Source organism: Salipiger sp. ABN3_019 (assembly GCF_056158605.1).
On the sequence record NZ_JBSWTP010000009.1, the window covers coordinates 91,657 to 117,224 of the forward strand.

Annotated in this window: 25 protein-coding genes and 2 tRNA genes; 13 read left to right on the plus strand and 14 right to left on the minus strand. The window is 66.7% G+C overall.

From position 1 onward, the window contains the following. Positions 1-26: 26 nt before the first annotated feature. Positions 27-782 (minus strand): EcsC family protein, encoded by a 756-nt coding sequence (locus ACXAD2_RS08520; protein WP_066104665.1) that lies wholly within the window; start codon positions 780-782, stop codon positions 27-29. Between the two features lie 50 nt (positions 783-832). Continuing rightward, positions 833-1,318, minus strand: a complete 486-nt coding sequence (locus tag ACXAD2_RS08525; RefSeq protein ID WP_066106967.1) for a GNAT family N-acetyltransferase — start codon at positions 1,316-1,318, stop codon at positions 833-835. Between the two features lie 92 nt (positions 1,319-1,410). On the opposite strand from ACXAD2_RS08525, the gene ACXAD2_RS08530 reads away from it, so the two are divergent. Together ACXAD2_RS08530 and ACXAD2_RS08535 are read left to right on the plus strand one after the other, a co-directional pair. Beyond that, positions 1,411-2,013 carry a flavin reductase family protein gene (locus ACXAD2_RS08530; RefSeq protein ID WP_475169060.1) on the plus strand — a complete coding sequence of 201 codons (603 nt, stop codon included), beginning with the start codon at positions 1,411-1,413 and terminating at the stop codon, positions 2,011-2,013. 113 nt (positions 2,014-2,126) lie between these two features. Further along, the gene (locus ACXAD2_RS08535) at positions 2,127-2,780 is read left to right on the plus strand and encodes a CatB-related O-acetyltransferase (RefSeq protein ID WP_475169061.1); all 654 of its coding nucleotides are present in this window, start codon (positions 2,127-2,129) and stop codon (positions 2,778-2,780) included. A 3-nt stretch (positions 2,781-2,783) separates the two neighbouring features. On the opposite strand, the gene ACXAD2_RS08540 is transcribed toward ACXAD2_RS08535, so the two are convergent. The 5 genes from ACXAD2_RS08540 to ACXAD2_RS08560 form a co-directional block, all read right to left on the minus strand. Beyond that, positions 2,784-3,185 (minus strand): PaaI family thioesterase, encoded by a 402-nt coding sequence (locus ACXAD2_RS08540; RefSeq protein ID WP_066104656.1) that lies wholly within the window; start codon positions 3,183-3,185, stop codon positions 2,784-2,786. An 80-nt stretch (positions 3,186-3,265) separates the two neighbouring features. Beyond that, positions 3,266-3,712 carry a MaoC/PaaZ C-terminal domain-containing protein gene (locus ACXAD2_RS08545; protein ID WP_224903270.1) on the minus strand — a complete coding sequence of 149 codons (447 nt, stop codon included), beginning with the start codon at positions 3,710-3,712 and terminating at the stop codon, positions 3,266-3,268. Between the two features lie 126 nt (positions 3,713-3,838). After that, the gene (locus ACXAD2_RS08550; protein WP_475169063.1) at positions 3,839-5,380 is read right to left on the minus strand and encodes an ATP-dependent DNA helicase; all 1,542 of its coding nucleotides are present in this window, start codon (positions 5,378-5,380) and stop codon (positions 3,839-3,841) included. 256 nt (positions 5,381-5,636) lie between these two features. After that, a complete protein-coding gene (locus ACXAD2_RS08555; RefSeq protein WP_475169065.1) occupies positions 5,637-6,755 on the minus strand; it encodes a CaiB/BaiF CoA transferase family protein in 1,119 nt (372 codons plus the stop codon). Then, positions 6,755-7,975 carry an acyl-CoA dehydrogenase gene (locus ACXAD2_RS08560; protein WP_475169067.1) on the minus strand — a complete coding sequence of 407 codons (1,221 nt, stop codon included), beginning with the start codon at positions 7,973-7,975 and terminating at the stop codon, positions 6,755-6,757. Before ACXAD2_RS08560 ends, ACXAD2_RS08555 begins: the two co-directional genes overlap by 1 nt. Before the next feature lie 129 nt (positions 7,976-8,104). On the opposite strand from ACXAD2_RS08560, the gene ACXAD2_RS08565 reads away from it, so the two are divergent. The 4 genes from ACXAD2_RS08565 to ACXAD2_RS08580 all read left to right on the plus strand — a co-directional run bounded on the left by ACXAD2_RS08565 (position 8,105) and on the right by ACXAD2_RS08580 (position 12,009). Next, the gene (locus ACXAD2_RS08565; RefSeq protein WP_475169069.1) at positions 8,105-8,995 is read left to right on the plus strand and encodes a LysR substrate-binding domain-containing protein; all 891 of its coding nucleotides are present in this window, start codon (positions 8,105-8,107) and stop codon (positions 8,993-8,995) included. Positions 8,996-9,145: 150 nt separating this feature from the next. Then, complete coding sequence (locus tag ACXAD2_RS08570) at positions 9,146-10,375, plus strand: diaminopropionate ammonia-lyase (RefSeq protein ID WP_475169070.1); 1,230 nt, start codon at positions 9,146-9,148, stop codon at positions 10,373-10,375. A 15-nt stretch (positions 10,376-10,390) separates the two neighbouring features. Further along, complete coding sequence (locus ACXAD2_RS08575) at positions 10,391-11,320, plus strand: N-carbamoyl-D-amino-acid hydrolase (RefSeq protein ID WP_475169071.1); 930 nt, start codon at positions 10,391-10,393, stop codon at positions 11,318-11,320. A gap of 110 nt (positions 11,321-11,430) precedes the next feature. Continuing rightward, complete coding sequence (locus ACXAD2_RS08580; RefSeq protein ID WP_224903285.1) at positions 11,431-12,009, plus strand: exopolysaccharide biosynthesis protein; 579 nt, start codon at positions 11,431-11,433, stop codon at positions 12,007-12,009. A gap of 120 nt (positions 12,010-12,129) precedes the next feature. On the opposite strand, the gene pyc is transcribed toward ACXAD2_RS08580, so the two are convergent. Further along, positions 12,130-15,576, minus strand: a complete 3,447-nt coding sequence (pyc, locus tag ACXAD2_RS08585) for a pyruvate carboxylase (protein WP_475169072.1) — start codon at positions 15,574-15,576, stop codon at positions 12,130-12,132. 223 nt (positions 15,577-15,799) lie between these two features. On the opposite strand from pyc, the gene ACXAD2_RS08590 reads away from it, so the two are divergent. From ACXAD2_RS08590 to ACXAD2_RS08600, 3 genes are all read left to right on the plus strand, one after another. Then, positions 15,800-18,247 (plus strand): ATP-dependent helicase, encoded by a 2,448-nt coding sequence (locus ACXAD2_RS08590; RefSeq protein ID WP_475169073.1) that lies wholly within the window; start codon positions 15,800-15,802, stop codon positions 18,245-18,247. Positions 18,248-18,665: 418 nt separating this feature from the next. Then, positions 18,666-18,740 (plus strand) — tRNA-Gly (locus ACXAD2_RS08595). 86 nt (positions 18,741-18,826) lie between these two features. Continuing rightward, a tRNA-Gly gene (locus ACXAD2_RS08600) sits at positions 18,827-18,901 on the plus strand. A gap of 132 nt (positions 18,902-19,033) precedes the next feature. Here the strand turns inward: ACXAD2_RS08600 and ACXAD2_RS08605 are convergent. Further along, the gene (locus tag ACXAD2_RS08605; RefSeq protein WP_066104622.1) at positions 19,034-19,273 is read right to left on the minus strand and encodes an Lrp/AsnC ligand binding domain-containing protein; all 240 of its coding nucleotides are present in this window, start codon (positions 19,271-19,273) and stop codon (positions 19,034-19,036) included. Between the two features lie 146 nt (positions 19,274-19,419). On the opposite strand from ACXAD2_RS08605, the gene hisB reads away from it, so the two are divergent. The 3 genes from hisB (at position 19,420) to hisA (ending at position 21,585) form a co-directional block, all read left to right on the plus strand. Continuing rightward, positions 19,420-20,007, plus strand: a complete 588-nt coding sequence (hisB, locus tag ACXAD2_RS08610; RefSeq protein WP_066104620.1) for an imidazoleglycerol-phosphate dehydratase HisB — start codon at positions 19,420-19,422, stop codon at positions 20,005-20,007. Between the two features lie 102 nt (positions 20,008-20,109). Next, a complete protein-coding gene (gene hisH / locus ACXAD2_RS08615) occupies positions 20,110-20,745 on the plus strand; it encodes an imidazole glycerol phosphate synthase subunit HisH (protein WP_475169075.1) in 636 nt (211 codons plus the stop codon). A gap of 117 nt (positions 20,746-20,862) precedes the next feature. Next, positions 20,863-21,585: a 1-(5-phosphoribosyl)-5-[(5-phosphoribosylamino)methylideneamino]imidazole-4-carboxamide isomerase gene (gene hisA / locus ACXAD2_RS08620; protein WP_475169076.1), complete on the plus strand. Its 723-nt coding sequence runs from the start codon at positions 20,863-20,865 to the stop codon at positions 21,583-21,585. A gap of 89 nt (positions 21,586-21,674) precedes the next feature. Here the strand turns inward: hisA and ACXAD2_RS08625 are convergent, their stop codons facing one another. The 5 genes from ACXAD2_RS08625 to ACXAD2_RS08645 all read right to left on the minus strand — a co-directional run bounded on the left by ACXAD2_RS08625 (position 21,675) and on the right by ACXAD2_RS08645 (position 24,812). Next, positions 21,675-22,778: a THUMP domain-containing class I SAM-dependent RNA methyltransferase gene (locus ACXAD2_RS08625; RefSeq protein ID WP_475169078.1), complete on the minus strand. Its 1,104-nt coding sequence runs from the start codon at positions 22,776-22,778 to the stop codon at positions 21,675-21,677. A 3-nt stretch (positions 22,779-22,781) separates the two neighbouring features. Further along, positions 22,782-23,120: an arsenate reductase (glutaredoxin) gene (gene arsC / locus ACXAD2_RS08630; RefSeq protein WP_475169079.1), complete on the minus strand. Its 339-nt coding sequence runs from the start codon at positions 23,118-23,120 to the stop codon at positions 22,782-22,784. Then, complete coding sequence (locus tag ACXAD2_RS08635; RefSeq protein ID WP_475174791.1) at positions 23,117-24,175, minus strand: quinone-dependent dihydroorotate dehydrogenase; 1,059 nt, start codon at positions 24,173-24,175, stop codon at positions 23,117-23,119. The genes arsC and ACXAD2_RS08635 overlap by 4 nt, the downstream gene beginning before the upstream one ends. Then, entirely contained in the window at positions 24,175-24,516 is a 342-nt protein-coding gene (locus ACXAD2_RS08640) for a DUF952 domain-containing protein (RefSeq protein ID WP_066104604.1), read from the minus strand. The genes ACXAD2_RS08635 and ACXAD2_RS08640 overlap by 1 nt, the downstream gene beginning before the upstream one ends. Positions 24,517-24,584: 68 nt before the next feature. After that, positions 24,585-24,812: a putative antibiotic biosynthesis monooxygenase gene (locus tag ACXAD2_RS08645; protein WP_164182256.1), complete on the minus strand. Its 228-nt coding sequence runs from the start codon at positions 24,810-24,812 to the stop codon at positions 24,585-24,587. Between the two features lie 111 nt (positions 24,813-24,923). Between ACXAD2_RS08645 and ACXAD2_RS08650 the strand changes: the two genes are divergently transcribed. Beyond that, positions 24,924-25,496 (plus strand): TetR/AcrR family transcriptional regulator, encoded by a 573-nt coding sequence (locus ACXAD2_RS08650; RefSeq protein WP_475169082.1) that lies wholly within the window; start codon positions 24,924-24,926, stop codon positions 25,494-25,496. Positions 25,497-25,568 lie beyond the last annotated feature (72 nt).

The window sequence follows — 25,568 nt, forward strand, 5'->3', positions numbered from 1 at the left end:
TCTAGGCCATTAACCTTGCGAAGCGGTTAACCGATCTGCTTCTGCAGCGCCGCCACCAGTTCGGCACGCGGACGCCCGGTCTGCTGCGACAGTTTCAGCAGGCCGAACTGCACATGCGCCATTTCCTGATAATAGCTGGTGTAGGCGTAGTTCGTCGCGGCCCCGGCGGCAGCGCCCAGCACGGGGATCGTCTGCGCCGCCAGCTTCTGCCCCATCGCCGTCGCCAAACGCGGCGCAACCTTGCCGATCAGCCCGTGCACCGTGGCGCCGGTCAGCGTGACCCGCGTCGCCAGAAAGCCCAGATCCGCGCCATCATCCGTCGCCAGCGGACCGGCGGAGGCAAAGACGGCCAGACACTCGCGGCGGATCTCCGGCATCTCGGGGTCAAACCCATACTCAGCGGCGATGCCCTGAATGGCCCGCAGCAGCACGGTGACAGTGACCGGCAGTTCGGCCATGGCCGTAGGCAGCCCGCCCGCGCCGCCCGCGGCGCCCATGGCGGTGGCCAGCGCGGTGTTGAGCCACCCCTTCTGATCCGGCACCGCCCGGCGCGAGCCCGAGGCTGCCTTCAAGGAAAGCTCCAGCGCCTTTGCCGTACTGCTTTCAAGACGGTTCTTCACCGAGTCGGGCAGCCGTTCGAGCAGGTTCTCCGCCTTGCCGCCGATGAGGTTGAGCACCTGCAGCCCGACCCCGCCCGCGGCGCGGTGGCGACGGGCAAGCGCGGCGATCTCTGCCTCGATGCTGACGGGAACAAGCTCGGTTCCGGGGACTGCTGCGGTCATCTTGCGCCTCCTAGGGTCTTTCTAAGAAGATCGGCCCCGGTCCCGAAATTTCAAGCTTTGCGCGTGACCTCGCCGGTCACACCGGCCCATGCGCCGGGGCGCAGTTCCATCGCCAGCACGCGCTCGGGGTTGGTCGGCGGCGGCATCTCGACCCCGTCGATCTTGGAAAAGCCGAAACGGCGGTAATAGGGCTCGTCACCCACCAGCAGCACCCGGCCCCATTCCAGCGCCCGTGCCCGCTCCAGCGTGTCGCGGATCAGCGCCGCGCCCAGCCCCTCGCCCTGCGCCGTGGGGTGTACCGCGACCGGCCCCAGAAGCAGCGCCTGCACCTCGCCCACGCGCACCGGCCAGTAGCGGATCGCGCCGCCGATGATGCCGCTCTCGTCCTTGGCCACGCGGCACAGCTCGGCCACCGGCGCCACACCGTCGCGCAGACGGTAGGACGACAGCAGCGTCCGGCCCGGCGCAAAGCTGAGGTCATAGAGGGCCTCGACCTCCCAGACATCATCCGGGCGTTCCTGAAACAAGCTGTACAGAGGTGTGCTCTCCCGTGGCGTTTCCGTGGCGTTTTGGCTGAATTGGCCCTATCACGGGTCCAAAGACCGCGCAAACAGCTGAGAGGACAGGCATGTTCTACCGCCCCGAAGACGGCCACGGCCTGCCGCACAACCCGTTCAACGCCATCGTCACCCCCCGCCCCATCGGCTGGATTTCCACCCGAGGAACGATGGGCGACAACCTCGCGCCCTATTCTTTCTTCAACGCGGTGGCCTATGTGCCGCCGCAGGTGATGTTCGCCTCGACCTCGGCCAAGGACGACCGCGACGGCACCAAGGACAGCGTGGCGCAGCTGCGCGAAAGCGGCGTGTTCTGCGTCAACATCGTCGAATACGCGGCGCGCGACGTGATGAACCTCAGCTCCGGGTCGTGGCCGGCGGGCGAGGATGAGTTTGCCCTCGCCGGGATCGAGAAAGCCGAGTGCGAGACCATCGACTGCCCGCGCGTGGCCGGGGCGCCCGCCTCGCTGGAATGCAAGGTGACCCAGATCGTGCCGTTGGAAGGCGCGGCGAATTTCGCCGTTTTCGGCGAGGTCACCGGCGTTCACATGCGTGATGACTGCCTCAAGGATGGGCAGTTCGACGTGACCACCTTCCAGCCCCTCACCCGCCTCGGCTACCGCGACTATGCGGTGATCCGCGAGGTGTTCTCGCTCAAGCGCCCAGGGGAGTGAGCGCGCTTTCCCGCGCCGCCCTTCCGCGCTAGAGTGCCCCTGTTCACCGATGGAGGGAGCCATGGACCAGCGCCTTTGAAACCCTGACAGATGCGTTTCGAAAGGAGGCTCCCATGCCCTTTGCCCTTCCCTCCGCGGAGGAGAGTCACCCCATCATCCTGCCCGATGGCACCCCGCACGCGGGCACCGTGCATCTGCGCGCGGTGATCGACCATCCGTGCATCAAGGTCGGCCGTTTCACCTACGCCTCGGATTTCGATCCGCCCGCGGTCGACGGCTGGGCGGCGCGCCTCGCGCCCTATCTCTTTCCCTTCTCAAAAGACCGGCTGGTGATCGGCAATTTCTGCCAGATCGCCCATGGCGTGCGTTTCATCGGCGGCTCGGCCAATCATGAGACGCGTGGGCTCAGCACCTATCCCTTCATGGTGTTCGACCGCGAGGCCATTCAGGCCACGCAGCCCGACGCCCGAGGCATCGAGATCGGCCATGACGTCTGGCTAGGAACCGGCGCGATGGTTCTGGCGGGCGCAAAGATCGGCTCGGGCGCGATCATCGGCGCGGGTGCCGTGGTGCGCGGCGAGGTGCCACCCTATGCGGTGGTGACCGGCAACCCCGGACGCGTGGCGAAGATGCGCTTCGATCCCAAGACCATCGACCTTCTCTTGCGCCTCGCTTGGTGGCATTGGCGCGCAGAGCGCATCGCCGCGGCCCGCGGCGCGCTCGAGGCTGCGGATATCACCGCGCTCGAAGCGCTGGCCCCAGGCTAAGCCTCAGCCCCGGCGGCGGTAGCGGAACACGCCCGAGCCCTTCGCGATAAGCTCGCCGGTCTCGTCGGTGATCGTCGCCTCGGCAAAGAAGGTGCTCTTTCCGCCGCCGGTGCGCGTACCCTCGGCGATCAGCCGCGTGCCCTTGGGGCGCGACAGATACTGCACGTTGAGCGAGAGCGTCAGCGCCATCAGCTTGTCGTCCGCATCCCCGGTGAAGCAGCCCGCAAACCCCATCGCCGTGTCGAGCAAAGACGCATGAACCCCGCCATGCGGGTTCTCGTGCCGGTTCATATGCTCGGGCCCCAAGTCCAGTTCGAACCGGGCGAAATCGGCGCGCCAGTCGGTCAGCGCAGCGCCGAGGTGCTGCAGATAGGGCGAAGGGCCTTCGAGGAACGGCTCGGTCATGCGGGGTCTCCTGTTGCGCGCCCCTTGTGTCGGCGCTGCGCGGCGCAGGGTCAAGCCGGGGCCTTTGCGTCAGCCGAGGATCAGTCGCGCAGCTCGAGGAAGGTCACCCATTGTGCCACCAGCGCGGGCTGGTCGCGCCCCTGCCCCTCGATCTCGATCTCCACGTCCCAATGCACGGTGAGCCGCTCTTCCTCTTCCTCGACCCCGCCAACGGTGAAATGCCCGCGCACCCGCGAGCCCACCGGCACCGGGGTGACAAAGCGCACCCGATCAAAGCCGTAGTTCACATTGGCGATCTGTCCCGGAAAGGGCGGCACCGCGTCAGCGCACATGGCCGAGAGCAGCGACAGCGTCAGAAACCCCTGCGCCACCGGCTCGCCGAACAGGAAATCGGCGGAGGCCCCCGCGTCCTCGTGGAAGAATTTCAGATCGCCGGTCACCGCCCCGAACTGCGCCACTTTCTCCGCGTCCAGAAGAAACCAGCGCGACACCTTCGGCTCCATTCCTAGGATCGCCTCAGCTGGCATGGTGCCCCGCTTGCCTGTTGCTGCTGCCCCGGATCATCGCCTCTCCTTGCGCATTGCCAAACCCGAGGCAGATTGGCGGATCGGCCCCGCCGCTGGCAAGAGGAAATCCCGATCAGCCGCAGGGCATCAACCCGCCGCGTCCTCGCCCTGCATCTCAAGCTCCAGCGGCGCCGGTGCCGCGGCGGCCAGATCATCCACCCGCAGCGGCCCCGAGGGCTTGGCCAGGCGGTTGCGCACCACCCAGTGCAGCCGGTCGGAGGCGCGGGTGATGGCCACATAGGCAAGACGTTTCCACAGCGGCTGCCCGGCCTCGACGCGCCCCATGCGCGCAGCGGTGTAAAGATCGGGCGCAAAGACCTGCACGTTCTCCCATTGCGAGCCTTGGGCCTTGTGGATGGTCACCGCCGCCCCATGCAGGAAGGTTGCCCCCATGCGCGCGGCGAAGGGGATGAAGGGCTCTTCCTCGTCGGGCTTCTCGATTTTCACAATGGACGCCGCCGAAACCTGCGGGTCGGGCGCGCCCATCACGTGCAGCCGCGAGAAACCGGGTTTCTTGCCCGGCCCGAGATAGACCACCTGCGCGCCCTTGATCAGCCCGCGCGCCTCCAGATCGAGCCGTTTCTTGCGGTGCTTGAGCGGCAGTTCGATGCCGTCGCAGATCAGCGGCTCGCCGGGCAGAAGCTCGGTCTCGGGCGCGCCATGCACGGCACGGAAGGCGTTGATCAGCCGGATGCGCGTAGCGTTGCGCCAGACCAGCACCGGCGAGCGCGCCATCAGGTCCACCTCGACCCGCTGCCCCCAGATCACCCGGTCGTCCTTGGCCGCCATCTCCTCGACCAGCCGCTCGAAACGGTAGAAATCCACCTCCGGATCGGCCAGCGCATGCGCCAGATCGAGGATCGGGCTCGAGGCTTCCTGCCGGTGGATGCGCGACAGCTCCATCTTGCGGTCCTCGGCCACCGCGTCGAACACCATCTTGCCGGACTGGTTCACCGGCGCCAGCTGCGCCGGATCACCAAAGAGCAGCAGGTTGGGGAAGATCTCGCGCAGATCCTCGAACTGCCGGTCATCCAGCATCGAGGCCTCATCGACGAAGCCGATGTCGAGCGGCTCTTCGCGGCGTTTCCATCCGGTGATGAAATCGCTGCCACGCAGCCCCGCGGCGGCCAGCGCCGCCGGCACCGACTTGTGGCCCTGATATGCGGCATAGGCGCGGTCCAGCGCCTCATCGGTCAGCGCCTCGATCTCCGGACGCTCCTCGTTGCCCATCAGCCATTCGGCGATGCGCTCGTAGACCGGATCATAGACCGGCGTGTAGAGAATGCGGTGGATCGTGGTGGCCGGCACGCCGCGCATGCGCAGCACCGAGGCGGCCTTGTTGGTCGGCGCAAGGATCGCCAGCGTGCGCTTGTCGCGCTTGCGGCGGCTCTCGAAATCGCCCGAGACCACCTCGCAGCCCGCCTCCTGTAGCGCCTTGCACAGCTCGGCCAGCAGCAGCGTCTTGCCCGATCCGGCCTTGCCCATCAACGCCATGACCTTGGAAAGGCCCTCACGCGCGGGCTCGGTGGTGCCTTCATCCAGATCGACGCCAGCGCCGCGCAGCATCTCGGCCACGCGGTCCCAGGCTTCGGCCTGATCCTCGGAAAAACTGATCGCGGGCGCTGTCATGCGCGCGACCCTACTAAAGCGGCGCGCCGCGTACCAGAGCGCAGCGGAACGCGTATCGCTTTTCCCGGCGGAAAGCGCCTCTGGCGCGCGCCGGACCGCCTCCGGCGGGCGTATTTTTAAAGAGAAGAAGCCGGGGTTCGCGCCCTTCTTCTCTATAAAAATGCGCCCGAAAAATATGCCCGAAAAATATGCCTGGGGGCTATGCCTGCGGGTGAGGCGCGCAGCGCCGAGGGGGCGGCGCCCCCTCGACCGCGGTTCAGCCCTGACCGAGCTTCGGCGAGGGGCGCACCGGCGCAAGGGGCGTTTCCGACAGGCGGATGGGAGTGCGGATGCCGGGCACCCCGCCCGCCTCCACCGCCATGCCGCGCGCGATCACCTGCGGGTTGTCGAACACCTGATCGACCGAGTTGATCGGCCCGGCGGGCACGGTGGCCTTCTCCAGCGCGGCCAGAAGCTCGCCCCGGTCCCATGCCGCCAGCGCGCCCACCAGCGCGGGCCGCAGCAGGTCGCGATGCGCCACCCGCGCCTCATTGGTGGCAAAGCGCGGATCCTCGGCCAGCGTCAGCCCCAGCACATCGCAAAGCCGGGCAAACTGCCCGTCATTGCCGACCGCGAGGATCATGTCGCCCGAGCCGGTGGGCAGCACCTCATAGGGGGCAATATTCGGGTGCGCGTTGCCGAGGCGCCGCGGTGCCTTGCCGGTGGCGAGGAAGTTCATCCCCTGATTGGCCAGCACGCCCACGGCGCAGTCGAGCAGCGCCATGTCGACGAGCTGCCCCCGACCGGTGCGCGCCCGCGCTGCCAGCGCCGCCTGAATGCCGATCACCGAATAGAGCCCGGTGAAAATGTCGGCAAAGGCCACGCCGACCTTCTGCGGCTCGCCCTCGGGGCTGCCGGTGAGGTCCATCCAGCCCGCCATGCCCTGGATCAGGAAATCGTAGCCCGCCCGCTCGGCATAGGGGCCATCCTGCCCAAAGCCGGTGATCGAGCAATAGACCAGCCCGGGGTTCACCTCGCGCAGGCTTTCGTAGTCGAGGCCGTATTTGCGCAGCCCGCCGAGCTTGAAATTCTCGATCACCACATCGGCCTCGGCCACCAGCTCGCGCACCTTCGCCTGCCCTTCGGGCGTGCGGAAGTCGGCGATCACCGAGCGTTTGCCGCGGTTGGTGGCATGGAAATAGGCAGCCGAGCGGTCGCCTTCGCGCTCGATGAACGGAGGGCCCCAGCGGCGGGTGTCATCGCCCTGCGGCGCCTCGACCTTGATCACCTCGGCGCCGAGATCGGCCAGCACCTGCCCGGCCCAGGGCCCGGCGAGGATGCGCGCCAGTTCGATCACGCGCACCCCGTGCATCGGCGGCAGCGGGGGAACCTGCATCAGAAGAACGCCTGAATGCCGGTCTGCGCCCGCCCGAGGATCAGCGCGTGCACGTCATGGGTGCCCTCATAGGTGTTCACCGTCTCGAGGTTGGCCGCGTGGCGCATCACGCCGTATTCGATCTGGATGCCGTTGCCGCCGTGCATGTCGCGGGCCATGCGCGCGATGTCCAGCGCCTTGCCGCAGTTGTTGCGCTTGATCAGCGAGACCATCTCGGGCGCGGCGCGGCCCTCGTCCATCAGCCGACCGGTGCGCAGGCAGGCCTGCAGGCCAAGCGCGATCTCGGTCTGCATGTCGGCGAGCTTTTTCTGAAAGAGCTGCGTGCCCGCCAGCGGCTTGCCGAACTGCTTGCGGTCGAGGCCATAATTGCGCGCCTGATGCCAGCAGAACTCGGCGGCGCCCATGACGCCCCATGCGATGCCGTAGCGCGCGCGGTTGAGACAGCCGAACGGCCCCTTGAGGCCCTCGACATTGGGCAGCAACGCGTCCTCGCCGACCTCGACGTCATCCATGACGATCTCGCCGGTGATGCTGGCGCGCAAGCTGAGCTTGCCGCCGATCTTCGGCGCGCTCAGCCCCTTCATGCCCTTTTCCAGCACGAAGCCGCGGATCTTGCCGCCATGCGCCTCGGACTTGGCCCAGACCACAAAGACATCGGCGATCGGCGCGTTCGAGATCCACATCTTGGAGCCCTTGAGCACATAGCCGCCCTCGGTCTTCACCGCCCGCGTCTTCATGCCTGCGGGATCGGAACCCGCGTCCGGCTCGGTCAGGCCAAAGCAGCCGATCCACTCGCCGCTGGCGAGCTTCGGCAGGTATTTCATGCGCTGCTCTTCCGAGCCGTAGGCGTAGATCGGATACATCACCAGCGAGGATTGCACCGACATCATCGAGCGGTAGCCGCTGTCCACGCGCTCGACCTCGCGCGCCACGAGGCCGTAGGCCACATAGCCCGCGCCGATGCCGCCGTAGGCCTCGGGGATGGTCGAGCCGAGAAGGCCCAGCTCGCCCATCTCGCGGAAGATCTCGGGGTCGGTGTGTTCGTCGAGATAGGCATGCTCGACCCGCGGCAGCAGCTTCTCCTGCGAGAAGGCATGGGCGGTGTCGCTGATCATCCGCTCTTCTTCGGTCAGCTGCTCGCTGAACAGCAGCGGGTCCTCCCAGCTGAACGAGGCAAGCGCGGGTTGTTCCTTGGGCTTGAGGTGGGACAGGTCGGTCATCGGAAGGCTCCTCCGGAGGGATCATGCGTTTGGCGCGCAGACTAGCGCCGGGGCGGGCCGCTGGGAAACGATTTGAATTGCTCATGTCATGATCAAAACTCATAATCTGCGCATTCAGAGGAGTCCCGGATGCGCAAACCCTATATGCCCAGCGTCGGCGAGCTGGAGGCCTTTGTCGCCTGCGCCCGGCGCGGCACCACCACGATGGCCGCCGACAGTTTGAACCTCACGCAGAGCGCGATCTCGCGCTCGTTGGCGGCGCTTGAGGACCGGCTGGGCGTCGCGCTTTTCCTGCGCGTGCGCCAAAGGCTGGTGCTTTCGCCAGCGGGGCAGGCCTTTCTGCTGCAGGCTGAGAAGGTGCTGGGCGAGCTTGACGGCGCCGCCATGGGGGTCATGGCGTTCGGGGGGCAATCCGCCGTGCTGCGCCTCGCGGTGCTGCCGAGTTTTGCCCGCACATGGCTGATCCCGCGCCTGCCGAGCTTTGCCAAAGCCGCCCCCGGCATCACCCTCGATCTCTCTGCGCGGCTGCAGCCGGTGGAGTTCAGCCGCGATCCCTTTGACCTTGCGCTTATGCGCAGCCAGCATGAAACCCCCGGCACCAGCGCCGAGACGGTGGCGCGCGAAGAGATGGTGGTTGTCGCCGCCCCTGCCCTGCTTGCCGGGCGCGCCGAGCTTTCGGACGCCGAACTGCTCGAGCTGCCGCTGCTGCAGCAATCCACCCGCCCGACGCTCTGGCTCGACTGGTTCCGCGGCCGCGACACCGACGCGCGGCGCATCCTGCGCGGCGCCCGTTTCGACCATTTCGACATGATCCTCGATGCCGCGATGGCCGGGCTTGGCGTCGGCATCGTGCCGCAGATCATCGCCCGCCCGGCGCTGGCCAGCGGGCAGCTTGCCCTTGCCGCACAGCGCCGCTTCGACACCGGCGAGAGCTACGCGCTGATCCAGCCCGAACGCAGCGCCGACAGCGCCAGCGTGCAGGCGTTCCGCGACTGGCTCTTGCGCGAAATCGCAGCCTGACGCGGCGGCGCACACGCAGGGCCTGAACACATCGCTTGAGCTGCCCGATTATTCAGCACAGGCTTGCGCGGCGGCGCGCTGCCCGCATGCGGGCCTTTGCAAAAGTCCGAACTTTCTACTTCAGTAACGCAGACCAAACGGAAGGACACCATGGCCGAGGAGATCACCCGCAACGCAGGCACGGAAGAGGCCTTCACGCTCGCCCTGAACGCACAAGCCGCCCCCGGCACCCAGTGGACCGAAGCGCAGAATGCCATCCTCAGCGACGCCGGCTTCGCCACCGCTGCGGGCACCATCCGCGCTTGGCCAGGCTACGCCGAGACGCCGCTGGTGGCCCTTCCCGCGCTCGCCGCCGAGATCGGCGTTGCCGCGCTGCACTACAAGGACGAGAGCACGCGCTTCGGGCTCGGCAGCTTCAAGGCGCTTGGCGGAGCCTATGCGGTGGCGCGGCTGCTGCAAAAGGAACTGTCGGCACGGCTGGGCCGCGATGTGACCATGGATGAGATCACCGCCCGCGCGATCCCCGAGGCGGCGCAGATCACCGTCTGCTGCGCCACCGACGGCAACCATGGCCGCTCGGTCGCCTGGGGGGCGCAGAGCTTTGGCTGCGCCTGCGTGATCTTCATCCATGCCACCGTCTCCGAGGGCCGCAAGACCGCCATCGAAGCCTTCGGCGCCGAGGTCCGCCGCACGCCGGGCAATTATGACGACTCGGTGCGCGAGGCGCAGGAGGTGGCGAGCGCGGAAGGCTGGTTCGTGGTCTCTGACACCTCGTACCCCGGCTATATGGACGTGCCGCGCGACGTGATGCAGGGCTATGAGATCATGGCCGCCGAGGCGCTGGACGCCCTGCCCGAGCCGCCCACCCACATCTTTTTGCAAACCGGCGTTGGCGGCATGGCGGCGGCGGTCACCGCGCAGGCAGTGCGCCGCTACGGCGCGGACAGGCCGAAGGTGGTGCTCTGCGACCCCGATCAGGCCGCCTGCTTCCTTGCCTCCTACCGCACCGGCGCGCGCACGGCGGTGCATGGCGATCTCGATACGCTTATGGCGGGGCTCGCCTGTGGCGAGGTCTCGGCGCTGGCGTGGGAGATCCTGCAAGACCACGGCGACGCGGTGATCGCGCTCACCGATGCCGCTGCCATCGCCGCCATGCGCCGCCTCGCCTACCCCGAGGGCGGCGATCCTGCGCTGGTCGCGGGCGAGTCGGCCGTCGCGGGCATCGCCGGTCTGCGCCTTGCCATGGACGACCCCGAGGCGCGCCAGATGCTCGGCCTCGACGCCAGTTCCCGCATTCTCACCTTCGGCACCGAGGGCGACACCGACCCCGAGCTTTATGAGCAGCTCATCGGCGCCCCGGCCTCCCAGATACGCCTCTAGAAAAGGACCGACCCCATGAGCCGCAAGTTCACCGTCGCCGCCGCCCAGCTTGGCCCCATCGCCAAGGATGAGCCGCGCAGCACTGCCGTGGCCCGCCTCTGCGCGATGATGAAGGAGGCCAAGGCCCGCGGTGCCTCCCTCGTGGTCTTCCCCGAACTTGCGCTCACCACCTTCTTTCCGCGCTGGTTCATCGAGGCGGGCCCCGAGCTGGATCAGTGGTTCGAGACCGAGATGCCGAATGAGGCCACCGCGCCGCTATTCGCGCTGGCGAAGGATCTGCAGATCGGTTTTCACCTCGGCTATGCCGAGCTGACGCCGGACGGGCACCACTACAACACCGCGATCCTCGTCGGGCCCGATGGCGAGATCGCCGGAAAATACCGCAAGATCCACCTCCCCGGCCATTGGGAGAACGAGGAGTGGCGCCCCTTCCAGCACCTCGAGAAGCGCTATTTCGAAAAGGGCGATCTGGGCTGGCCGGTGTTCGACATGCTCGGCGGCAAGATGGGCATGTGCATCTGCAACGACCGCCGCTGGCCCGAGACATGGCGCGTGCTGGGTCTTGGCGGGGCCGAACTGGTCTGCCTTGGCTACAACACCCCGATCCACTTCGCGCCCGCGCCCGAGCATGATCACCTGCAGTATTTCCACAACGAACTGTCGGTGATGGCGGGCTGCTACCAGAACGGCACATGGGGCGTGGCGGTGGCCAAGGCCGGGCTGGAGGAAGGCTCTGTGCTGATCGGCGGCAGCATCATCGTCGCCCCCACTGGCGAGATCGTTGCCAAGGCCAGCACCTCGGGCGACGAGGTGATCACGGCAGAGGTCGATCTCGACCGCTGCGCCGAGATTCGCGCCAATGTCTTCAACTTCGAAGAGCACCGCGAGCCGCAGGACTACCTGCCGATCACCGCGCCCAAGGCGAAGCGCAAAGCGGCGGAGTAGGCCCATCCCCGGGCGCTCTGACAGGCGCCCGGACCGCCACCGCAGCCAGACCGTCTGGAACCGAAGACGCCCCTGAGGCGCTTGTCCCCTACACATTAGTGGGGACAGATATGACCGACCGGCCGCTTGAAGGAATTATGCACGACCTCTCGGAACTCGGAGACAGCGACGGCTGCATCGAGGTGCAAGAGGTGGTCCGCACGCTGGAATCGCGGGGCTTTGGGCCACTGCTCATCGTGCTGGCGGCCTTCCTCATGCTGCCGATCGGAATGATCCCCGGCGTGCCCGCGCTGATCGGCCTTTTGTTCATCCTCTGCGGCGCGCAGATGATGCGCGGCAAATCCGGGGTCTGGCTGCCTTCGAAGATCGCCAGCATCGAGTTCCCCGCCGACAAATTCACCGCCAGCATCAAGAAGGCTTGGCCCAAGGCCCGGAGCCTTCGTCGCTATCTTGGCTCGCGCATGACATGGGCGGCCAGCGGCACCATCTCGCGCATCATCGCCGTGCTGCTGATCTTCGCGGGCGCGGCGGTGATCGGCCTTGGCTTCGTGCCCGGCCTGCCGTTCCTCGTCGCCGTGCCGGTGCTGCTGTTCGGGCTTGGCCTGACCTTGCGCGACGGCCTGCTGATCATCCTGGCCTTCGCGCTGCTCGGCCCGGCGCTCTGGGCGGGCGCGGCCTGGGCGATGTAATTGGGGGCAATGTAAACACGGGCGATGTAACTGGACGCGATGTAGGCGCAAAGTAAAAGCGCGGGGTCAGGTCACCCCTGCCCCGCGCTTCGTTGCGTCCACAGCTCTTCGGTGCGCGCGCTACTCTTCCAATTCGATCAGAAGGTCCTTGGCGTCGATCTGGCTACCGGGCGTCACATGTACCGCCTTGATCACCGCATCGCGCTCGGCGTGCAGCCCGGTCTCCATCTTCATCGCCTCGATGGTCAGCAGCAGATCACCCTCCTTGACCGAGGCACCCGCCTGCACCGCGATCGACGCGACAACGCCCGGCATCGGCGCGCCGATGTGGTTGGCGTTGCCCAACTCGGCCTTGGGCTTGGCACCGCTCGCGGCCTTGGCCTTGCGGTCAGGCACGCGCACCGCGCGCGGCTGGCCGTTGAGTTCGAAGAACACCCGCACCTCGCCGTCATCCTGCGTCTCGCCGACGGTGATCAGGCGGATCTCCAGCGTCTTGCCGGGGTCGATCTCGGCGGTGATCTCGGCACCCGGCTCCATGCCGTAGAAATAGGCCAGCGTCGGCAGGGTGCGCACCGGGCCGTATTCCTCGTGCCGCGCGATGTAGTCGGTGAAGACCTTGGGGTACATCAGGTAGCCGTTGAAATCCTCGTCGTCGAATTCGACATCGGGGAACTTCTCCTGCAACTCGGCGCGCAGTTTGGCGAAATCGGCGGGCGGCAGATGCTTGCCCGGACGCTCGGTGTTGGGTTTCTCGCCCTTCAGCACCTTCTTGAGAATGCCCTCAGGGAAGCCGCCCGGCGGCTGGCCGAGGTTGCCGCGCATCATGTCGATCACCGAGTTGGGGAAGCTGACGTCGCTCTTGGGGTCCTCGACCTGCGCGCGGGTCAGCCCTTGGCTCACCATCATCAGCGCCATGTCGCCCACCACTTTCGACGACGGCGTCACCTTCACGATATCGCCGAACATCATGTTCACGTCGGCATAGGTCTTGGCGACCTCGTGCCAGCGCTCTTCCAACCCCAGCGAGCGCGCCTGCGCCTTGAGGTTGGTGAACTGCCCGCCCGGCATCTCGTGCAGATAGACCTCGGAGGCGGGCGCCTGCATGCTGCTCTCGAAGGCCGCATATTGGCCGCGCACCGCCTCCCAGTAGTTCGAGACCTCGCGGATCACGTCCACGTCGAGCCCGGTGTCACGCTCGGTGTGGCGCAGCGCCTCGACGATCGAGCCGAGCGTGGGCTGCGAGGTGTTGCCCGAGAGCGCATCCATCGCCGCATCCACCGCGTCGACCCCGGCCCGGCTCGCCTCCATGATGGTGGCGATGGCAGCACCCGACGTGTCATGGGTGTGGAAGTGGATCGGCAGCCCCACCTCTTCTTTCAGCGCGGTGATCAGCGCACCGGCGGCCGAGGGTTTCAGCAGGCCTGCCATGTCCTTGAGACCCAGCACATGCGCCCCGGCCTCTTTCAGCTGCTTGCCCATCGCCACGTAGTATTTGAGGTCATATTTGGCGCGGGCCGGATCGAGGATATCGCCGGTGTAGCACACCGTGCCCTCGCAGATCTTGCCGCTGTCGATCACCGCATCCATGGCGACGCGCATGTTCTCGACCCAGTTCAGCGAGTTGAAGACGCGGAACACATCGACGCCCGAGTCCGCCGCCTGCGCGACGAAGCTCTGCACCACATTGTCGGGGTAGTTGGTATAGCCCACGCCGTTGGAGGCGCGCAGCAGCATCTGCGTCATGACGTTGGGCATCTTGGCGCGGATGTCGCGCAGGCGCTGCCACGGGCATTCCTGCAAGAAACGGTAGGCCACATCGAAGGTCGCGCCGCCCCAGCATTCCACCGAGAAGAGGTTCGAGAGGTTCGCCGCATAGGCAGGCGCCACTTTGATCATGTCGAGCGAGCGCATCCGGGTCGCCAGCAACGACTGGTGACCGTCGCGCATGGTGGTGTCGGTGATCAGCAGCTGCTTTTGCTCCGCCATCCAATCGGCCACCGCCTGCGCGCCCTTTTCCTCAAGCAGCGTGCGGGTGCCCGGCGGCGGCGTTTCGGCGCGCAGTTCGGGCGCGCGCGCGGGCTTCAGCTCGGCATGCGGCTTGGGGCGGCCCTGCACCTCGGGGTGACCGTTGACGGTGATGTCGGCGAGATAGGTCAGCACTTTGGTGCCGCGGTCCCGGCGCTTCTTGAAGTCAAAGAGCTCGGGCGTCGTGTCGATGAACTTCGTGGTGTACTGGTTGTTCAGGAACACCGGGTGCTTGAGCAGGTTGATCACGAAGTCGATGTTCGTGCTCACGCCGCGAATACGGAACTCGCGCAGGGCGCGGTCCATGCGGGCGATGGCCTTCTCGGGCGTCGGCGCCTTGGCGGTCACCTTCACCAGCAGCGAGTCGTAATAGCGGGTGATCACCCCGCCCGCGTAGGCCGTGCCGCCATCGAGGCGGATGCCCATGCCGGTGGCCGAGCGATAGGCGGTAATGCGGCCATAGTCGGGGATGAAGTTGTTGGTCGGATCCTCGGTGGTGATCCGCGTCTGCAGCGCGTGGCCGGTGAGGCGCACGTCGTATTGGCTGGCCTTGCCGGTGGCCTCTGCAAGGCTCTTGCCCTCGGCGATCATGATCTGTGCCTGCACGATGTCGATGCCGGTCACCTCTTCGGTGACGGTGTGCTCGACCTGCACGCGCGGGTTCACCTCGATGAAGTAGAACTTGCCGCTGTCCATATCCATCAGGAACTCGACGGTGCCCGCGCACTCATAGTTCACATGAGCGCAGATCTTGCGGCCCAGCTCGCAGATCTCCTCGCGCTGTGCCTCGGACAGATAGGGCGCGGGGGCGCGCTCGACGACCTTCTGGTTGCGGCGCTGCACCGAGCAGTCACGCTCATAAAGGTGGTAGATGTTGCCCTGCTTGTCGCCGAGGATCTGCACCTCGACGTGGCGGGCGCGGATGATCATCTTCTCGAGATAGCCCTCGCCGTTGCCAAAGGCCGCCTCGGCCTCGCGCCGCCCTTCGAGCACCTTCTCTTTCAGTTCCTTCGACAACTCGATCGGACGCATTCCGCGCCCGCCGCCGCCCCAGCTGGCCTTGAGCATCAGCGGATAGCCGATCTCTTCGGCTTCCTTGGTGATGGCGCCGAAATCATCGCCCAGCACCTCGGTGGCGGGAATCACCGGCACCCCGGCCTCGACCGCCACTTTGCGGGCGCTGGCCTTGTCGCCAAGCGCGCGCATGGTTTCCGCCTTGGGCCCGATGAAGGTGATGCCCGCCTCGACGCAGGCATCGACGAACTCGGGGTTCTCGGACAGCAGGCCATAGCCCGGATGGATCGCGTCAGCGCCTGATTCCTTGGCAACACGGATGATCTCGGGGATCGACAGATAAGCCGCCACGGGGCCCAGCCCCTCACCGATGCGATAGGCCTCGTCGGCCTTGAAACGGTGGAGCCCCAGCTTGTCTTCTTCGGCATAGACGGCGACCGTCTTCTTCCCCATCTCGTTCGCGGCGCGCATGATGCGGATCGCGATCTCGCCCCTGTTGGCGATGAGAATCTTCTGGAACTCTGGCATTATCTTCCTCCGTCACTACCGCCATGCCTGCGGGTGACGTGGAGTGAACGCCATGCTGCGATGCGGCGCAAGATGACTATGCAAAGTTAGCACCCGTGAGCGCCAACTTTGCAAATCTCGCCATGCAGGACGGGCGCCCACACGCCAACGGGTGTTGCGGAAAGTGTTGAACAAATAAAGAACGCACCTTTCACAGCCCGCCGTGCCGCGCTAGATTTGCGCCATGAGCAGCTTTGACGACATGGATGCATTCGAGGGGGCCTCGCTGTCGCAGCGGGCCATGGCGGCGCGCCCCGCGCCCTATCTCGACGACCTCAACCCCGCACAGCGCGAGGCGGTGGAACGGCTCGACGGGCCGGTGCTGATGCTGGCCGGCGCCGGCACCGGCAAGACCAAGGCGCTGACCGCCCGTATCGCGCATCTGCTGACCACCGGCCGCGCGCGGCCGAACGAGATTCTTTCGGTGACCTTCACCAACAAGGCCGCGCGCGAGATGAAAGAGCGTGTGGGCCGCCTGCTCGGCCACGCGGTCGAGGGCATGCCGTGGATGGGCACCTTCCACTCGATCTGCGTCAAGCTGCTGCGCCGCCACGCCGAACTGGTCGGGCTGAAGACGAATTTCACCATCCTCGACACCGACGATCAGATCCGCCTGCTGAAACAGGTGATCGCGGCCAACAATATCGACGAAAAGCGCTGGCCCGCCCGGCAGCTCTCGGGGGTGATCGACAACTGGAAGAACCGCGCCTGGACGCCCGACAAGGTCCCGGCGTCCGAGGCTGGCGCCTTCAACAACCGCGGCACCGAGCTCTACGCCCAGTATCAGACCCGCCTGCGCGAGCTGAACGCCTGCGATTTCGGCGACCTGCTGCTGCATGTGGTGACGATCTTCCAGCAGCACGCCGATGTGCTCGAGCAGTACCAGCGCTGGTTCCGCTTCATCCTCGTGGACGAGTATCAGGATACCAACGTCGCCCAATACCTCTGGCTGCGGCTGCTGGCGCAGGGCCACACCAACATCTGCTGCGTCGGCGACGATGACCAGTCGATCTATGGCTGGCGCGGCGCCGAAGTGGGCAACATCCTGCGCTTCGAAAAGGATTTCCCCGGCGCCCATGTGGTGCGGCTGGAACAGAACTACCGCTCGACCGCGCATATCCTCGCTGCCGCCTCCTCGGTGATCCGCGGCAATGAGAACCGGCTCGGCAAGGAACTCTGGACCGAGGCCGATGGCGGCGAGAAGGTCCGCCTCATCGGCCATTGGGACGGCGAGGAAGAGGCGCGCTGGATCGGCGAGGAGATCGAGGCGGCGCAGCGCGGCTCGCGCGGCATGCGGCCCGTCTCGCTCGATGACATGGCAATCCTCGTGCGTGCCTCGCACCAGATGCGCGCCTTCGAAGACCGCTTCCTGACCATCGGCCTGCCCTACCGGGTGATCGGCGGCCCGCGCTTCTACGAGCGGCTCGAGATTCGCGATGCCATGGCCTATTTCCGGCTGGTGGTCTCGCCCGAGGATGATCTGGCCTTCGAGCGTATCGTCAACACCCCCAAACGGGGCCTCGGCGACAAGGCGCAGCAGAAGATCCAGATCAAGGCGCGCGCGAACGGCACGACGCTGCTCAACGGCGCGCGGCTGCTGCTGCGCGACAAGGAGATCACCGGCAAGGGCGCGGGCAAGCTGGCCACCTTCGTCGAGCAGATCGACCGCTGGCACGAGGTGGCCCGCCAGCAGCTGGGCCTGCCCTCGGAGGTGCAGCAGGACGACGATGATCTGGTGCTGATCGACGAGGACAAGCCGCTGGCCAAGACCATGAGCCATGTGGAACTGGCCGAGGTCATGCTCGACGAGAGCGGCTACACCGAGATGTGGCAAAACGACAAGAACCCCGATTCTCCGGGCCGGCTGGAAAACCTCAAGGAACTGGTCAAAGCGCTGGAGAATTTCGACAACCTGCAGGGGTTCCTCGAACACGTCGCGCTGATCATGGACAATGAGACGGAGGAGACCGGGGCCAAGGTCTCGATCATGACGCTGCACGCGGCCAAGGGCCTCGAATTTCCCGCGGTGTTCCTGCCGGGCTGGGAGGACGGGCTCTTCCCCTCGCAGCGCTCGATGGACGAAAGCGGCCTCAAGGGGCTCGAGGAAGAGCGGCGCCTCGCCTATGTCGGGATCACCCGCGCTGAGGAGCTTTGCACCATCTCCTTCGCCGCCAACCGGCGCGTGTTCGGCCAGTGGCAATCGGCCCTGCCCTCGCGCTTCATCGACGAGTTGCCCGAGCAGCACGTCGAGATTCTCACCCCGCCCGGCCTTTACGGCGGCGGCTATGGCGCTGCGGGCATGAACAGCGGCTTTGGCGGCGGATCGGGGCTGGAAAGCCGCGCCGCCGAGGCCAATGTCTACAATTCTCCGGGCTGGAAACGCCTGCAGGAACGCTCCTCCAGCGCCCGCTCGGTCAGCCAGCCGCGCGAGAGCCGCACTCAGGTGATCGACCTGCAGGCGGTCTCGGCCTTCGAGACCGGTGAGCGCGTCTTCCACCAGAAATTCGGCTATGGCGCCATCGTCGCCATCGAAGGCGACAAGCTCGAGATCGATTTCGAGAAGGCGGGCGTCAAGAAAGTGGTGGCCCGTTTCGTCACCGCTGCAAATTCGGCGGGCGACGTGCCGTTCTGACGCGCCGCCGGGGCGGGTTCTAGACGAAACACTGCCGCACACCGTGATATAAAAGAAGGCCCGGGGCGCACTCCTTCGGGCCTTCTTCTCTTTCCAAATACGCACGTCGCAACCGCCGGCTCAGCGCTCCGCCGGAGGGAGGCGCAGGCGACGGAGAGCCCGCAGCCCTCCGCCTTGCCAACAGCGGGCCTTGCGTTCTCAGCCTTCGTCCGCGCCGCGCCGCGCCGCAAATTGCCCGATGCTGGCGAGCAGGCGGCCGCGCCCTCCCCTGTAAGCGCGCCGCCGATACGCGCCGCCGCGAAGTTGCCGTCGCGTTTTGCTGCGCTTTTTTGCTCTCCGGGAATTTTCCGGCAAAAACCTGAATTTTCCTCTTGCGGAGGTCTGCGGGAAACTCTAAATCGCCCACACCAACAAGGAAGCGGGCGTAGCTCAGGGGTAGAGCATTACCTTGCCAAGGTAAGGGTCGGGCGTTCGAATCGCCTCGCCCGCTCCAGTTGGACCTCCGGCAGCAGCCGGGCCGGTGAAAGGCCGGATCGACAGACGGGCAGAGGCCTGAAAGTCGCACATGATGAATGGTTTGCGGGCGTAGCTCAGGGGTAGAGCATTACCTTGCCAAGGTAAGGGTCGGGCGTTCGAATCGCCTCGCCCGCTCCATTCACCACTTTCCTTCCAGACAAAGTTTCCAGACAGGCTGATCGACCTAAAGGCCGCTCGTAAGCGTTGCGCGCTTTACATGATCGCCTGACCACGCGCTGGCGGGCGACCCGAAGGCCGCCCTGCGGCGGCTCAGAACGCCTTGAAGGTCAGCGTCGTCAGCGAGCGCTCAATTCCCGGCACATCCAGCAAATTCTCGTTGATGAAATGCCCCACGTCGGCACCCTCGGGGATGTAGAGCTTGAGCAGCAGGTCCCAGTCGCCCGACGTCGAATAGAGCTCGGAGTGAATCTCGCGAAGCGCGATCTGATCGGCCACCTGATAGGTGGTGCCGGGCTTGCAGCGGATCTGCACGAAGACGCAGGTGGTCATGGTCGGGGCCTTTCGTTGATATGCGGGCAAGCTGTCACACCGCCCCCGCCGCCGCAAGCGTGCCCGCGGCGTCCGTAACGCGCGGGGCTTGGCGCGCGCCCTGCCCCGCCCTATAAGCCCCTGCGAGACATCGAGGAGTATGGTCCATGCGCAAGGCCGAGGTAAGCCGCAGCACCGCCGAAACGAAGATCGAGGTCGCGCTCGATCTCGACGGCACCGGCAGCTACGACATGAAGACCGGCGTGGGGTTCTTCGACCACATGCTGGACCAACTGGCACGCCATTCGCTGATCGACATGGTGGTGCGCGCCGAGGGCGATCTGCACATCGACGATCACCACACCGTCGAGGATACCGGCATCGCCATCGGGCAAGCGCTGGCCAAGGCGCTCGGCGACAAGCGCGGCATCCGCCGCTATGGCTCTTGTCTGCTGCCGATGGACGATGCGCTGGTGCGCGCGGCGCTCGACCTCTCGGCCCGTCCCTTCCTGGTGTGGAAGGTCGAGCTGCCCACCGAGAAGATCGGCAGTTTCGACACCGAACTGGTGCGCGAGTTCTTTCAGGCGCTGGCGACCCATGGCGGCATCACCCTGCACGTCGAGGCCATCGATGGGGTGAACTCGCACCATATCGTCGAGGCGGCGTTCAAGGCGGTGGCCCGTGCCCTGCGCGAAGCGGTCGAGCCGGACCCGCGCAAGGGCGACGCGATCCCTTCGACCAAGGGCGCGCTCTGAATTTTACGTGGGTCAGCGAGGGGCCAGCCCCTCGCGCTCCCCGGAGTATTTGCGGAAAGATGAAAGGGGCCGGGACTGCACCGGCCCGGAAAGGTGAGCCACATGCTGACGGCGATCATCGACTACGAGAGCGGCAACCTGCATTCGGCCGAAAAGGCCTTTCAGCGCATGGCAAGCGAGCTGGACGCCGGCACCGTGGTGGTGACCGACGATCCCGAGGTGGTGGCCCGCGCCGACCGGCTGGTGCTGCCCGGCGACGGCGCGTTCCCCGCCTGCGCCAAAGCGCTGCGCCACTCGGGCTGTTTCGACGCCTTGGTCGAGGCGGTGACCCAGAAGGGTCGGCCGTTCCTTGGCATCTGCGTCGGCATGCAGCTGATGGCGCGGGTCGGCTATGAATATGAAGAGACCCCCGGCCTTGGTTGGGTCGACGGCGAGGTTGAGAAGATCCTGCCCGAGGATCCCTCGCTGAAAGTGCCGCATATGGGCTGGAACGAGCTGGTCATCGACCACGAGCACCCGGTTCTGCACGGCGTGCAGAGCGGCGATCACGCCTATTTCGTGCATTCCTACCAGATGCGCATGCTGACCCCCGAGCACCGCATCGCCCATGTGGACTACGGCAGCACGGTGACCGCGGTCGTTGGCACCGGCACCATGCTGGGCTTTCAGTTCCACCCCGAGAAGAGCGCCGAGACCGGGCTGCGAATGATCGGCAACTTCCTGACCTGGGCGCCCTGATCCTTGGTGCTGGCGCGGGCTGCCTTTGCGGCAGCGCGCGGATTGCAAAGCGCGCCCCAGCGCGGCTATAGGGTGCCCGACACCGATCCCGTCACTGACCTTTTGCGGAGCCGCGCCATGATCCTCTACCCCGCCATCGACCTCAAGGACGGCAAGGCCGTGCGCCTGCTGCGCGGCGATATGGAGAAGGCCACGGTCTTCAACGACGATCCCGCCGCGCAGGCGATGGAATTCGTCGAGGCGGGCTGTGACTGGCTGCACCTCGTCGACCTCAACGGCGCCTTCGCCGGGGAGCCGGTGAACGCGGCGGCGGTCGAGGCGATCCTCGCGCGCACCAAAGTGCCCGCGCAGCTGGGTGGCGGCATCCGCGACATGGCGACCATCGAGCGCTGGCTCGACAAGGGGCTGGCGCGCGTCATCCTCGGCACCGTGGCGGTGGAGAACCCTGCACTGGTGCGCGAGGCGGCCAAGGCCTTTCCCGGCAAAATCGCCGTGGGCATCGACGCGCGCGACGGGCGGGTGGCCACCAAGGGCTGGGCCGAGGTCACCGATGTGGACGCGGTGGATCTGGCGCGCAGCTTCGAGGACGACGGCGTGGCGGCGATCATCTACACCGACATCAACCGCGATGGTGCCATGCAGGGGCCGAACATCGATTACACCGCCGCCATGGCGCGCGCCGTGTCGATCCCGGTGATCGCCTCGGGCGGCGTGTCGTCTCTGGCCGACCTCATCGCCCTGCGCGACTGCGGCGCAGAGCTCAACGGCGCGATCTCAGGCCGAGCGCTTTACGATGGAGCCATCGACCTGAAAGAAGCGCTGACCGCCCTCAAGGGCTGAGCCCTTCCCCGCTGAGCCCTTCCCCAGAGCCAAGCAAAAGGGCCGCCCGATTGGGGCGGCCCTTTGTGCATTCCGGGAGGCGCTAGTAGTTAAAGCGGCTCCGTGCGGTAGAGCTTCACCTTCAGGCTGCCGTGGGCCACCGGCGCCCCCGTCGGCAGAAAGCGCAGGCCGGTGGCCTTGGCCAGACCCGGCTCGGTGGTGATGATCCCCACGCGCCAACCGCCGAACTTCTCTTTCAGCACCGTGCCCAGCGAGGCGTGCAGCGCGTGCAGCGGGCCTTTCTCGCCGATCCGCGCGCCGTAGGGCGGGTTCACCATAACAAGCCCCGGCGGGCCTTCGAGACGCTCCAGATCGCTCACCGGGCGGCAGTCGAAGCGCGTCCACTCCGTCACCCCGGCGCGCTCGGCATTGGCGGTCGCCGAGCGGATCGCCCCCGCGTCGCGGTCGGAGCCATAGTAGAGCGCGGAGGGCGTGCGCAGCGGACCCTGCCGCTTCATCCCCTTGAGGTCCGCCGGCGCAAAGACCGCCAGACGCTCGAAATCAAAGGCCCGCGCCCGGCCCGGCAGCAGGCCGGCGGCGATCTCGGCCCCCTCGATGGGAAAGGTGCCCGAGCCGCACATCGGGTCGAGCACCGGCTCGACGCCATCGTAGCCGCAGGCCCGTATGAAGAGCGAGGCCAGCGTCTCGCGCATGGGCGCCTTGCTCACCGCCTGCTTGAGCCCGCGCCGGTGCAGCGGCTGGCCGGAGGTGTCGACGGAGAAGGAGACGAGGTTGTTCTCGATCCGCGCGAGGATGCGCACGCCATCCTCGGCCACGGGCGCGCCCAGTTCTTCGGTGATCGCCCGCTCGATGCGCTGCTTGGCGGCGCCTGCGTGGTAGATTTTGGATTTGCGGCTCAGCGCCTCGACCTTCACCGGCACATCGGCGCGCAGGATGTCGCCCCAGGGGAACTTGCGCGCCCGCTTGTCGAGCTGCGCCAGATGCAGCGCCGGAAAGCCGCCGATGCGCGCCAGCACCCGCGCCGCGCCGCGCAGTTCCAGATTGGCGCGCGCCACCTCGGGCCAGCCGCCCTGAAACGACACGCCGCCCTGCTCGGGCTTCAGCGGGCCGAAGCCGAGCGCCTTGGCCTCCTGCACCAGAACCGGCTCCAGCCCCGGCGCGCAGGCGAGGAAAATCTCGAAGGTGTTTTCCATGGCTCAGAGCAGGTCCAGCACGCGCTCGGGCGGACGGCCGATCACCGCGCGATCGCCCTCGAAGGCGACCGGGCGCTCGATCAGCTTGGGCGTCTCGGCCATAGCGCGCAGCAGCGTCTCATCGTCGCTGTCCTTGCTCAGCCCCGCCGCCTTGAACTCGGCTTCCTTGGTGCGCATCATCGCGATCACCGGCACGCCAAGCGCGGCCTGCGCCGCCTTCAGCTCATCATAGCTCGGCGCGTCTTCGAGATAGCGGCGGACCTGCGGCGCGACGCCCTTGTCTTGCAGCAGCGCCAGCGCCTCGCGCGATTTGCTGCAGCGGGGATTGTGCCAGAGGATCATGTCCAGTCTCCGCGCCCGGTGCCCACCGCTTCCTCGACCGAGGCAAAACCGTCGCGCGCCAGCAGCGCATCGAGCCCCTCGGCGATGTCCTGCACCAGCGACAACCCGCCGTAGACCAGCGCGGTGTAAAGCTGCACCGCAGACGCCCCGGCGCGGATCTTCTGATACGCCTGTTCAGCCGAGCCGATGCCGCCAACACCGATGAGCGGCAGTTGGCCCTCGGTCAGCTGCGACAGATGCGCCAGAACGCGGGTGGATTTCTCGAACAAGGGCTGGCCCGACATGCCGCCCGCCTCGGAGGCATGGGCCGAGCGCAGCCCCTCGCGCGAGAGCGTGGTGTTGGTGGCGATCACCGCGTCGACCTTCGAGGCCATGGCCACTTCGGCCACGTCCTTGAGCCCCTGCTCGTCGAGGTCGGGCGCGATCTTGAGGAACACCGGAATGCGATCATCGAGATGCGCGCGCGCCTCCATGACACCGCCGAGCAGCGCCGCCAGCGCGTCCTTGCCCTGCAGGTCGCGCAGCCGCTCGGTGTTGGGCGAGCTGACGTTGACGGTGGCGAAATCGAGATCCTCGCCGCAGCGCGCCAGCACCTTGGCGAAATCCGCCGCGCGGTCGTCGCTGTCTTTATTGGCACCGAGGTTGAGCCCCAGCACCATGTCGCGCGGGCGATGCACCAGCCGCCCGGCGGCGGCCTCCATGCCTTCGTTGTTGAAACCGAACCGGTTGATCGCCGCCTGATCCTCGGTCAGCCGGAACAGCCGCGGCTTGGGGTTGCCCGGCTGCGCGCGGGGGGTGATCGCCCCCACCTCGACAAAGCCGAAGCCCGCGCGCGACAGACCCGAAAGCGCCTCGGCATTCTTGTCGAACCCGGCGGCAAGCCCGATCGGGTTGGGCAGCCGCAGCCCCGCCACATCGCAGCGCAGCCGGTCCGAGGTGATCAGACCGGGCGCCGGCGCCAGACCCATCTTCAGGGCAAGCACCGCGGCCCGATGCGCCTGCTCGGGATCAAGCTTGTGGAACAGCGGCAGACCTGCCTTCTCGAGAAATCGCATCATGCCAGATCATCCGGAAACACATGCGCCCCAGAGCTGCCCACCGGCAGCGGACGCGCCCATTTGAGCCCCGCCATCGGCAAGGCGGCGTAGAGATGCGGGAACAGCGCGCCACCGCGCGACGGCTCCCAGCGCAGCTGATCCCCCAGATCCTCCGTCTCGTAGCAGAGCAGATGCAGCCCCTCGACGCCAGAAAAATGCTTCGAGGCGGTTTCGCGCACCTGCTCGGAAGTCGAGAAGTGAATGTAGCCGTCGGCCACGTCGATGGGCGCCCCGGCGGTCTCGCCCTGCGCCTGCAGCGCCGCCCATTCGTCGGCCCGGAGGATTTTGTAAATCAGCATGGGCTCCAGATGCCGTGGAACCCTGCGCCGGTCAATCCCCGCCTACCGAAAGGCAGGCCCAAGACGGCTCAGAGCCAGCGCCCGCAGTGCCGCTGGATGCGTGGGATGATCACCCAGACCATCGAGAAAACCATGATCGGGACAAACAGCAGGTTGCGCTGCCAGACCTGCCATTCGGCGGTGATGGGACCGATCAGATAGAGCAGCAGCGTGACAAGCGGATAGACCGCAAGAAACACGAAGATGGCGAACCGCAGACGGGACGGGGTCCGCGGCGTGGCTGTCGTGGCAGTCATGGGAGGACTCCATTTATCGGAACGATACGTTCCGTTTCATAATATCTGGCGTGCACGCCTGTAAAGGGCTATGCGATTAGAACCCGCCCTTTTCGCAGCAAAGCCCATCCGATGACCGAAAAACGAGCCTCCATCGGCGCCCGCCGCAACCCCGACACGGAAACCGCCGTGCTCGACGCCGCCGCAGAGGTGCTGGCCGAAAAGGGCATCTCGGGTCTCAGCATGGAGGCGGTGGCCAAGCGCGCGCGGGCTGGCAAGGCAACGCTCTATCGCTGGTGGCCGACGCGGGGGGCGCTGCTGCTGGCGGTCTACCGGCGGATGAAGTTCGACGATCACTACCCCGACACCGGCGCGCTCGAGAGCGACATCGCCGGGGTGCTCGCCTTGGTCCTTGGCCATTGGCGCGGCGGCACGGCGCAGGTCTTCCGCTCGATCATCGCCGCCGCGCAGGCCGAGCCGGACGTCAACGCCGCTCTCACCGAGTTTCGTCTGGAGCGGCGCGATGCGCTGGTGGGCGTCATCCACCGCGCCGAGGCGCGCGGCGAGCTTGCCCCCGGCCTCGCTCCCGAAGCACTGGCCGACGCGGTGATCGCCATGCTCTGGCTGAAGCTCCTGTCGGGGGAAACCGATGCCGATCCCGCCGAACTTGCCCGGGTTCTGACCCACGGCTGGACGCAAGGCTGACTTTTCCCTCAACGTGTTTTGACAGGCCGCAGAAGGCGTTGCAGGATCGGAAGATAATAACACGACAGAGAG

Bases quoted from the DNA above. Each gene is read 5' to 3' on its own strand.
- ACXAD2_RS08520 (WP_066104665.1), bottom strand. From the start codon at position 782: ATGACCGCAGCAGTCCCCGGAACCGAGCTTGTTCCCGTCAGCATCGAG.
- ACXAD2_RS08530 (WP_475169060.1), top strand. From the start codon at position 1,411: ATGTTCTACCGCCCCGAAGACGGCCACGGCCTGCCGCACAACCCGTTC.
- ACXAD2_RS08535 (WP_475169061.1), top strand. From the start codon at position 2,127: ATGCCCTTTGCCCTTCCCTCCGCGGAGGAGAGTCACCCCATCATCCTG.
- ACXAD2_RS08540 (WP_066104656.1), bottom strand. From the start codon at position 3,185: ATGACCGAGCCGTTCCTCGAAGGCCCTTCGCCCTATCTGCAGCACCTC.
- ACXAD2_RS08545 (WP_224903270.1), bottom strand. From the start codon at position 3,712: ATGCCAGCTGAGGCGATCCTAGGAATGGAGCCGAAGGTGTCGCGCTGG.
- ACXAD2_RS08550 (WP_475169063.1), bottom strand. From the start codon at position 5,380: ATGACAGCGCCCGCGATCAGTTTTTCCGAGGATCAGGCCGAAGCCTGG.
- ACXAD2_RS08555 (WP_475169065.1), bottom strand. From the start codon at position 6,755: ATGCAGGTTCCCCCGCTGCCGCCGATGCACGGGGTGCGCGTGATCGAA.
- ACXAD2_RS08560 (WP_475169067.1), bottom strand. From the start codon at position 7,975: ATGACCGACCTGTCCCACCTCAAGCCCAAGGAACAACCCGCGCTTGCC.
- ACXAD2_RS08565 (WP_475169069.1), top strand. From the start codon at position 8,105: ATGCGCAAACCCTATATGCCCAGCGTCGGCGAGCTGGAGGCCTTTGTC.
- ACXAD2_RS08570 (WP_475169070.1), top strand. From the start codon at position 9,146: ATGGCCGAGGAGATCACCCGCAACGCAGGCACGGAAGAGGCCTTCACG.
- ACXAD2_RS08575 (WP_475169071.1), top strand. From the start codon at position 10,391: ATGAGCCGCAAGTTCACCGTCGCCGCCGCCCAGCTTGGCCCCATCGCC.
- ACXAD2_RS08580 (WP_224903285.1), top strand. From the start codon at position 11,431: ATGACCGACCGGCCGCTTGAAGGAATTATGCACGACCTCTCGGAACTC.
- pyc (WP_475169072.1), bottom strand. From the start codon at position 15,576: ATGCCAGAGTTCCAGAAGATTCTCATCGCCAACAGGGGCGAGATCGCG.
- ACXAD2_RS08590 (WP_475169073.1), top strand. From the start codon at position 15,800: ATGAGCAGCTTTGACGACATGGATGCATTCGAGGGGGCCTCGCTGTCG.
- ACXAD2_RS08605 (WP_066104622.1), bottom strand. From the start codon at position 19,273: ATGACCACCTGCGTCTTCGTGCAGATCCGCTGCAAGCCCGGCACCACC.
- hisB (WP_066104620.1), top strand. From the start codon at position 19,420: ATGCGCAAGGCCGAGGTAAGCCGCAGCACCGCCGAAACGAAGATCGAG.
- hisH (WP_475169075.1), top strand. From the start codon at position 20,110: ATGCTGACGGCGATCATCGACTACGAGAGCGGCAACCTGCATTCGGCC.
- hisA (WP_475169076.1), top strand. From the start codon at position 20,863: ATGATCCTCTACCCCGCCATCGACCTCAAGGACGGCAAGGCCGTGCGC.
- ACXAD2_RS08625 (WP_475169078.1), bottom strand. From the start codon at position 22,778: ATGGAAAACACCTTCGAGATTTTCCTCGCCTGCGCGCCGGGGCTGGAG.
- arsC (WP_475169079.1), bottom strand. From the start codon at position 23,120: ATGATCCTCTGGCACAATCCCCGCTGCAGCAAATCGCGCGAGGCGCTG.
- ACXAD2_RS08635 (WP_475174791.1), bottom strand. From the start codon at position 24,175: ATGCGATTTCTCGAGAAGGCAGGTCTGCCGCTGTTCCACAAGCTTGAT.
- ACXAD2_RS08640 (WP_066104604.1), bottom strand. From the start codon at position 24,516: ATGCTGATTTACAAAATCCTCCGGGCCGACGAATGGGCGGCGCTGCAG.
- ACXAD2_RS08645 (WP_164182256.1), bottom strand. From the start codon at position 24,812: ATGACTGCCACGACAGCCACGCCGCGGACCCCGTCCCGTCTGCGGTTC.
- ACXAD2_RS08650 (WP_475169082.1), top strand. From the start codon at position 24,924: ATGACCGAAAAACGAGCCTCCATCGGCGCCCGCCGCAACCCCGACACG.